Raw genomic sequence first — 3,309 nt, 5'->3', positions numbered from 1 at the left:
GACGGGCAGCATATAGGCCCGGCCAAAGCGGTTATGCGTCACGACACTCGCCGTGATCGCCAAATCCGCGCCCGCCACATCGACCGAGATCATCACATCCAGATGCCGGTCCCGCGCCGTCAGCACCAGTTGATCGGCACTGACCCCTTCGACCAGAAAGAAATCCAGCCGCTCGCCCACCTGCGGCGCCGCCACCGCGCGCCCGGAAAACCCGCCGATCCGCTGCACCCCGAACCGGGCCGAGATCGCATCGCGCAGCCGAAAGGCCAGCGCCATGCCCGGCAAAGGCGCCGCCATGATGCGGTTCCAGGCCTCCACCGGCCCCAGAGGCCGGGGCAGGGTGACCGCCTGCCGGTCATAATAAACCAGCGCCGCCCTGGGCGCGACCAAGGCGGGGGCAGTCACGGCCGCCATCACGTGATCGCCTCCAGCCGCTCTTTCGACATGTCGCCCGGCACAATGGTGATCGGGATCGGCAGCGAGCCGGAATTGCGGCTGAGCGTGGTGACCAGCGGCCCCGGACCGGATTTCTCGGTGCCCGCCCCCAGAACCAATACCCCTACCTCGGTATCGGCCCGCACCTGCGCCAGAATCTCGGTCGCCGGGTCGCCCTCGCGGATCACCAGCTCGGGGTTCACCCCCTGCTTGTCCCGCATCCACTTGGCGAAAACCTCGAAATGCGCCTCGATCCGCTCGCGCGCCTCGGCCCGCATCAGATCGGCCACGCCCATCCAGTGCCGGAACTCCTCGGGCGGGATGATCGACAGGATCTGCACCCCCGCACCGGTATGGGCGGCCCGCAAGGCGGCATAGCGCATGGCATTGAGGCATTCGCGGCTGTCATCCAGCACGACCAAGAACTTCCGCATGTCGACTCTCCCTGTCGTGATGAACATGACGGCGCCGCAGCCACTTGTCCAGCTTCTCCTCCGGCCAAAGGGGCTTGCGTGTATCCGAGTAAAATTGTAGGAAATGCGCGCAGGTCACTTCTTGCAGGTCAAGCCCGTCGCCAGACCCTTTCCCGATCGGAGGCGCAAATGGCACGGATGGAAACGGTCTCGGCAACGGTGGACAGCCTCGGGCTAGACGAGACCGAACAGGGGCTGCTGGCGGTGGTGCGACATTTCCTCACCAGCTTTGCAAAGCCGGAAACCCAGGCCTGGATCCTGGCCTATGGCACCGCGACCGAGCGCTGGGGCCATAGCGATGGCGCCAGGCTGGCGCAGGGGCTGCTCGCGGTGCTGCAAGCCACGCTCAAGGCCCGCGAGGGGCAGGGCCTGCGCTTTGGCGATCCGCTGTGCCCCGGCTGCCGGGGCAAGGCCACGCCGGATGAGGCCGCGCTGATGACCATGCTGCACCATATGCGCCGCGATGAGACCGGGCTGGCGCGCATCGCGCTGGCCGATCTGACCCTGGGGCGCATGGATGCCGGGCTGATCCGCGCAGGCCTGTCGCTCGCCGCGCTGTTCCCGGCGGAAGGCCCCGCCAAACCCGCCGCGCCGCCGGTGCTGCACTAAGCGCGCGGGACGCGATTTTTCGACGAAAAATCGGGTCTAGCGGAACTGGCCGCGCATCATCGCCAGATGCAGCGGCAGCGAGGGGATGAACAGCAAGAGCCAGCCATAGCTGAGGAACACCCAGATCATCGCCGGAAACCACAGCACACAAAACACCACGCCCACCGCGCCGGTCGCCCGCATCGCCTGCGCGGGCGGCATCAGGCGCCGCAGCCCCAGTTGCAGCAGCTTGCCGCCATCCAGCGGCTGCACCGGCACCATGTTGTAGAAAAACAGGAACAGGTTCAGCATCGAGGCCAGCGCCAGCGCGCTGAACAGCTGCATGGCAAATCCCATCGGCAGCGCCTCAGGGTTCGACAGCATCAGGTTGTAGAACCCCTGCATCGCCAGCCCGCAAATCGCCCACAGTGCCAGATTGACCAGCGGCCCCATCGCCACGATCAGCTCATCCTGATGGTTCGTGCTGCGCTGATGCTCGCAAAACCCGCCGCCGCCATGAATTACGATGCGCCGCACCGCCACGCCTTGCACGCGGCATCCCCAGGCATGGCCCAGTTCGTGCAGATAGACCGACAGCACCAGCAGGCCAAAGAAGATCAGCACCGGCCCCAGATCGCCGCCGCGCATCAGCGAAAGCCCCGCCATCATCGCCAGCAGAAAGGCGGCTGATGGCTGCACCTCTACCTCGATGCCGAAAATGCCGCGAAAGCGGAAAAGCGTATTGTCCAAAGCCGCCCCCGTTACAACATCCGCGCCGGCGCGCTATGGGCCCAATCCATGTAAAGCCCGCGAATGCGGTCGGTCATGGCGCGGCTGCGATAGGTCGTGTCGTCAAAGCGCGATACCGAGGTCACCTTGGAGAAATTGCCCGACAGGAACACCTCGTCCGCCGCCGCGACATCGGCAAAGCTCAGCACGGTTTCCTGCACCTCGATCCCGTCTGCCCGCAGATTGGCGATATGGCGCGCCCGTGTCAGGCCCGAGAGGAAGGTGCCATTGGCGACCGGCGTGAACACCACGCCATCCTTCACGATGAACACATTCGCCGTGGCGCTTTCGGCCACATTGCCCAAGGCATCGGCCACCAGCGCATTGCCAAAGCCCTTGGCCTTGGCCTCCACCAACATGCGGGCATTGTTGGGATAAAGGCAGCCCGCCTTGGCATTGCAGACCGCATCCTCCAGCACGGGGCGGCGAAAGCGGGTGCGGGTCAGCGTCGTGCTGACATGGGCGGGGGCCATCGGCACAGCCTCCAGACACAGCGCAAAGCCGGTGGAATTTTCCAGCGGGGCAATGCCCAGATCCGAGCCGTCAATCGCCCAGTACATCGGCCGGATATAGACCGCCTCATCCCGCGCATAGGCCTTGAGGCCCTCGCGCGCGATCTCCAGCATGGCCTCCGGCGTCATCGTGGGGGTGATCATCAGCGCCTCGGCCGAGCGGTTCACCCGCGCCAGATGTTTGTCGAGATCCGGGGCGATGCCGTCAAAGAAGCGCGCCCCGTCAAAGACCGATGACCCCTGCCAGATGCCATGATCCGCCGCCCGCATGACCGGAATGTCACCCTCATGCCATTGGCCCTCGAAATAGGTGCGGATATGCGTGCCGAATGCCATGTGAAACCTCTCCTGAACTGCGGGCGACTAAAGCACCGCGCCGGGGGAAGGTCCAGAGGGGGGCGCCTGCCCGCCCGGGGTGAGCCTCCGTCAGTGCTGTAGAAGCGGTCCTGCCATGCCGCAGGGCCGGAACCGCGTTTCCGGTTCCGGCCCCATTTGGCCGAGGCCATCGCCGA

General features: G+C 65.7%; 5 protein-coding genes. 1 reads left to right on the top strand and 4 read right to left on the bottom strand.

What is annotated here, in order from left to right; all coding sequences use genetic code 11:
• On the bottom strand, positions 1 to 414 hold a 414-nt coding region (locus JNN06_RS05645; RefSeq protein ID WP_291238620.1), incomplete at its 3' end, for a DUF2867 domain-containing protein.
• Positions 414 to 869 (bottom strand): universal stress protein, encoded by a 456-nt coding sequence (locus JNN06_RS05640; protein ID WP_291238619.1) that lies wholly within the window; start codon positions 867 to 869, stop codon positions 414 to 416. The genes JNN06_RS05645 and JNN06_RS05640, both read right to left, overlap by 1 nt.
• Positions 870 to 1,037: 168 nt before the next feature.
• Here JNN06_RS05640 and JNN06_RS05635 point away from each other — a divergent pair, with 168 nt between their 5' ends.
• The gene (locus tag JNN06_RS05635) at positions 1,038 to 1,517 is read left to right on the top strand and encodes a hypothetical protein (RefSeq protein ID WP_291238618.1); all 480 of its coding nucleotides are present in this window, start codon (positions 1,038 to 1,040) and stop codon (positions 1,515 to 1,517) included.
• Between the two features lie 36 nt (positions 1,518 to 1,553).
• Here the strand turns inward: JNN06_RS05635 and JNN06_RS05630 are convergent, their stop codons facing one another.
• Together JNN06_RS05630 and JNN06_RS05625 are read right to left on the bottom strand one after the other, a co-directional pair.
• Entirely contained in the window at positions 1,554 to 2,246 is a 693-nt protein-coding gene (locus JNN06_RS05630; RefSeq protein WP_291238617.1) for a site-2 protease family protein, read from the bottom strand.
• Positions 2,247 to 2,257: 11 nt separating this feature from the next.
• Positions 2,258 to 3,133, bottom strand: a complete 876-nt coding sequence (locus JNN06_RS05625) for a branched-chain amino acid aminotransferase (protein ID WP_291238616.1) — start codon at positions 3,131 to 3,133, stop codon at positions 2,258 to 2,260.
• Positions 3,134 to 3,309: the final 176 nt, after the last annotated feature.

The organism is Gemmobacter sp. (assembly GCF_016792925.1).
In the GTDB taxonomy this organism is placed as follows: Bacteria; Pseudomonadota; Alphaproteobacteria; order Rhodobacterales; family Rhodobacteraceae; genus Gemmobacter.
Note: the sequence above shows the minus strand (reverse complement) of the source record. Positions and strands in the feature narration are given on the sequence as shown.

Bases quoted from the DNA above. Each gene is read 5' to 3' on its own strand.
- JNN06_RS05640 (WP_291238619.1), bottom strand. From the start codon at position 869: ATGCGGAAGTTCTTGGTCGTGCTGGATGACAGCCGCGAATGCCTCAAT.
- JNN06_RS05635 (WP_291238618.1), top strand. From the start codon at position 1,038: ATGGCACGGATGGAAACGGTCTCGGCAACGGTGGACAGCCTCGGGCTA.
- JNN06_RS05625 (WP_291238616.1), bottom strand. From the start codon at position 3,133: ATGGCATTCGGCACGCATATCCGCACCTATTTCGAGGGCCAATGGCAT.